Origin of the sequence: Leucobacter sp. M11 (assembly GCF_035726885.1) — a bacterium.
In the GTDB taxonomy this organism is placed as follows: domain Bacteria; phylum Actinomycetota; class Actinomycetes; order Actinomycetales; family Microbacteriaceae; genus JAPFRB01.
Map to the genome: position 1 here is coordinate 113,045 of NZ_JAPFRB010000004.1, position 4,512 is coordinate 117,556.

The following is a 4,512-nucleotide window of genomic DNA, read 5'->3' on the forward strand; positions in this document are numbered from 1 at the left end:
GGCGAACTGGGACATGCTGTTCCCGAAGCCCGCTCCGAAGGTGTCGGCAACGGTCGGGAAGATTGTTCCGGACACGTCTGTTGCGGTTTCGGTTGCCGGTGTTGCGTTCCCGGCGTCTGAGTTCCCCAATGGTGTGTACGCGGCGCTGGTGGAGAAGGGCACGATTCTTGACCAGACGATGCCGAACTTTGGGCTGAAGTATGAGTGGGTTCGGGCGACGGGGGCGGACGGGACGTTTACGTCGGTGCTCTCTGTTCCGGCTGACAAGCTGGACCGGTCGAAGGAGTATGAGGTTGCGGTGTGGCGTGGGCACACGATGCCCGCGATGCCGACGTCGAATCTGACGGTGGTGCCGGTGGAGTTCTCCACGGCGAACTGGGACATGCTGTTCCCAGCTCCTGCGTCCGAGGCGAAGGTGTCCTTCGCCGTTGAGGCAGCTGCAACCGGTCTGACGGTTCCGGTTTCTGGCACCGGGTTCCTGAAACAGGCAGCTGGCGATGGCGTCTATGTTGCGGTGATCACCGCAGGCCAGGCGATGACCGTCACTGGTGCCTCGTCTGATGCGGTCATTGGCGTGAAGTACCTGAGCCCCAAGGCACCCGCGGGGAAGGGACTGTCTCCGGACGGCACGTTTACGACGAGCATCGCGTTGCCGAAGGACAAACTGGCGTCTGGTGAAGCCTACGAAGTCCTGGTGTGGAATGCGCATGGCATCGTGACGGAGGAGAGCCTGGTCTCAGTGGAGGCCTTGCCGGTTACGGCTGAACAGTGGGAAACGGTCTTCCCGAAGCCTGCTGAGCGTTCGATTGCTGCCAAGACGGGGACGATCACGGCAAACACTTCGCTTGCGATCGACGTTGTTGGCCAGGGCTACCCGGCCAGCGGTTTCCCGAACGGCGTGTATGTTTCGCTCATCGAGGCCGGCACGGCGAGCGAACTGAACCCGACGAACCTGGGCATCGAATCGCAGTGGGTGCGAGTTTCCGAGCTGAAGGACAGTGCCTTCTCCTGGACCCTCACGGTTGATGCATCGAAGGTCAACCGACTGAAGGAATACGAAGTCGCGGTGTGGCGCGGGCACACCATGCCGTCTGCGGAAAACGCTGACCTGGAGACAGCGGCGCTGACGATCTCCGAGGCTGACTGGGACAAGCTGTTCGACCAGGATTCGGCCAGCCTTGCGGCCTCGGTCGCTCAGGTGAAGAGTAAAACGAGTATCACGTTCTCGGCGACGGGAAAGAACTACCGGGCGACTGACTACCCCAACGGCGTGACCGTTGCCCTCTTCGAGCGGGGGAAGAGCACGAGCGCAGCGAGCCTCGTTTCGGTTTCTGTTTCCGCAAAGCAACTCGAGAAGGGGACCTTCACGACGGACCTCGTCGCGCGTGCGAATGCATTGGACCGGGCAAAATCATACGAGGTCTCGGTGTGGCGGAACCCCGCGAAGCCGAGCGCTGGGAATGCGGCTCTCGTCACGGTTCCGGTCAGCATCTCCGGGAAGCACTGGGATGCGCTGTTCCCCGCCCCGAAGACGGAGCAGGGCTCGCTCAGCTGGGGTGTGCGCGAAGCCTTTGTGACCTACGTCGAGGGACCCATCGCACAGGGAGCTATCCAGGTCGACGGGAAGCTTGCAACCCGCCAGAAGAACTCCTTCACCTTCAAGCAGGTTTCCGGTGGGACCTGGGATGCGAAAAAGCAGACCGGTTCTGTGAAATATGGCGGCTGGGTGAAGTTCACCGGGCACCACGGTGCGTTGGACTTGAACCTCACGCAGGTCGAGGTCCGGGTTGAGTCCGCGAAAAAGGCAGGGATTTACGCCTATGACGAGCTCGAAAAGCGCATGGCTCGGATCGGCGATGTCGACCTGAGCCAGGCAAAGCGAACCGAGCAGGGCAACGCCGTCACGTGGACCGGAGCCCCGGCAACGGTGACCGCTCAGGGGCGGATGTTCTTCCAGGACTACCTGCCGTCGAATGACAACACGCTCGCGCCGCTGACCTTCACGGTGGGGACAGCCAGCACAGAGAAGCCCGTCACCCCGCCGAAGCCCCCCGTCGTGAAGCCGAACCCCGGCACCGGGAACACGGGCGGTTCGACGCCCGGCACGAAGCCGCTGCCCGTGACCCGCCCCGCCGCGGGCCAGGTCCCCGGCTCGCTCAACTGGGGCGTGCACCAGGCCTTCGAGGCCTACGTGACCGGCCCGATCGCGAAGGGTGCGATCACCCCGAGCGGCGTGGGCCCCGGCTACCAGTTCCCGCAGGCCGCGGGCGGTTCCTGGGACGCGAAGACCCAGACCGGTACGGTGCAGTTCTCCGGCTCGGTGAACTACTCCGGCCACAAGGGCGCGCTGAACCAGACGATCGCGAACCCCGCGATCCGGGTCACGAGCGCCACGAGCGCCGAGCTCATCGTCGGCGGCAGCGTCTTTGGCACCCTGAACCTGGCCGCTGGCTCCAAGAGCACCGGCGCGGGCGGCTCCGTGACCTGGTCCGGCGTCCCCGTGTCGCTCACCGGCCAGGGCTCCGCCTTCTTCCAGGGTCGGTACAGCTCCGCCGATGCGCTCAGCTTCACGGTTGGATCCGTCGGCACCGCTGGCGGGGCCGCGGCGAAGAAATCCGCCGAGAAGAAGACGGTCCGCACCCCCGCGGCCACGGCCCCGGCGACGAGCGGCCTCATGGTGATCACGGACCCGAAGGACATCGTCGCTGGCGGCGAGATCCGCGTCTCCGCCCCGGGCTTTGAGGCCCAGGAGGAGGGCATCCTCGCGGTGCTGTACAGCGAGCCGATGGTCCTCGACCGCGAGGTGCAGGCGAACTCGGACGGCGTCGTGACCTGGGTGGGCACGCTCCCCGAGGACATCACCGGAAAGCACACGCTGACCCTGCAGGGCTCGACCAACGTCGGCGCCGTGCTGACCATCGGCGAGGCGAAGGACGAGCTGCCCGCCGGGCAGTGCAAGGTCTCCCAGGCCACCCTGGACTGGGGCGTCAAGGAGTCCTTCCGCAGCTACCTCCGCTCGACGGGCGGCGGCGACTGGTCGATGACCGGGAAGGTCACCGAGCGGGACGGGATCTTCCACTGGGCCACCGGCGAGGGCGGCCTCTCGAAGAAGGGCGACGCGGGCACGATCCGCTTCGCGGGCGGCGTGAACTTCTCCGGCCACGCCGGGGCGCTGGACACGACGCTCTCGAACCCGAAGCTCGACTTCTCGAGCGCGACGAAGGCCACCCTGCGCCTCGACGTGGACTCCCAGACGATGGAGGGCGAGCAGATCACCGATCGCGGCGTCCCCTTCGCCACGGTGAACCTCGACGGGGCCACGAAGCGCGGCACGGACGGCACCCTGACCATCACCGATGCGACGGTCACCCTGTTGGAGAGCGGCGAGGCCGCCTTCGGGAACTACTCGGCCGGGGAAGCGCTCGACACGCTCTCCGCGACGATCACCCCCGAGGACGACTGCGGCGCCGCGGCGCAGCAGGACGCCAAGCCCGAGCGCGCCGAGGCCCCCAAGGCCGCGGTCGCGCAGCGGGTCGCCGAGCCCATCGCCGAGGGCGGCCTGCCCGCCTGGGCCTGGTGGGCCGGGGCCGGCGTGCTCCTCCTCGTCGCGCTGGGCCTCGTGCTCGCGCTCGTCGCTCAGCGCCGCGCCGCCCGCGAGGGCTAGGCGGCTCCGCGCAACACACCTCCTGTCGGCGACGTCAACCACGGACGTCGCCGTCAGGCTTTTCCCCGGGTCCACCTGATCCCCCGGGGGAAGCAGATACGCTGGACAGGTACCCACAGACCCACAGGAGACACCGTGCGCATCAGGACCCCACAGACCCGGACCACCCGCCTCGGCGCGACCGCGCTGGCTGGCGTGGTCGGCGCCTCCCTGCTCGGCCTCGGCTCGGCCCCGGCGCTCGCCGTGCCCGGTCCCGTCGTCGCCCACGAGGCGGCCGAGTGCACGGTCACGGACACGGTGCTCACCTGGGGCGTGAAGGAGTCCTTCCGCTCCTACATCGACACGATCGCGAAGGGCACGGCCACGCCCGACGGCGAGGGCGTGACCTACGAAACCCCGAACTACATCTGGGCGCCGGGCTCCGGCACCGTCTCCAACCACGGGGACGCCGCCTCGATCGCGCAGACCGGCACCGTGCACTTCGAGGGCCACGAGGGCGTTCTCCAGCTGTTCGTTGCGAACCCCAGCCTGGAGATCGTCTCCGCCGAGGAGGCATACCTGCGCCTCGACCTGAAGTCGACCACGCCAACGGGCGAGGAGGCCATCGACGAGCAGCAGGTCCGCGCCGTTGAGCTGGATATCGCCGGGCGGCTGAGCGCCGACGGGGTCGCCCTCACGTTCGACGCTGCCCCGGGCAAGCTGACCCCGGAGGGGGCGAAGGCCTTCGGCGGGTTCTACGCAGCCTACGACGAGATGGACCCCGTCACGCTGACCGGCAAGACCTCCTGCGAGTTCGAGGCCGGGGCACTTCCGGAGCCCGAGAGCACCGAGACCCCGCAGGCCCAGGA

At 67.5% G+C, this 4,512-nt stretch carries 2 protein-coding genes; both read left to right on the forward strand.

The annotated features are described in order from the left end of the window. Nucleotides 1–148: 148 nt before the first annotated feature. Nucleotides 149–3,664 carry an HtaA domain-containing protein gene (locus OOT08_RS12510; protein ID WP_325093074.1) on the forward strand — a complete coding sequence of 1,172 codons (3,516 nt, stop codon included), beginning with the start codon at nt 149–151 and terminating at the stop codon, nt 3,662–3,664. A 135-nt stretch (nt 3,665–3,799) separates the two neighbouring features. Beyond that, nucleotides 3,800–4,512: HtaA domain-containing protein (locus OOT08_RS12515; RefSeq protein WP_325093076.1), on the forward strand; the 713-nt coding region annotated here is incomplete at its 3' end.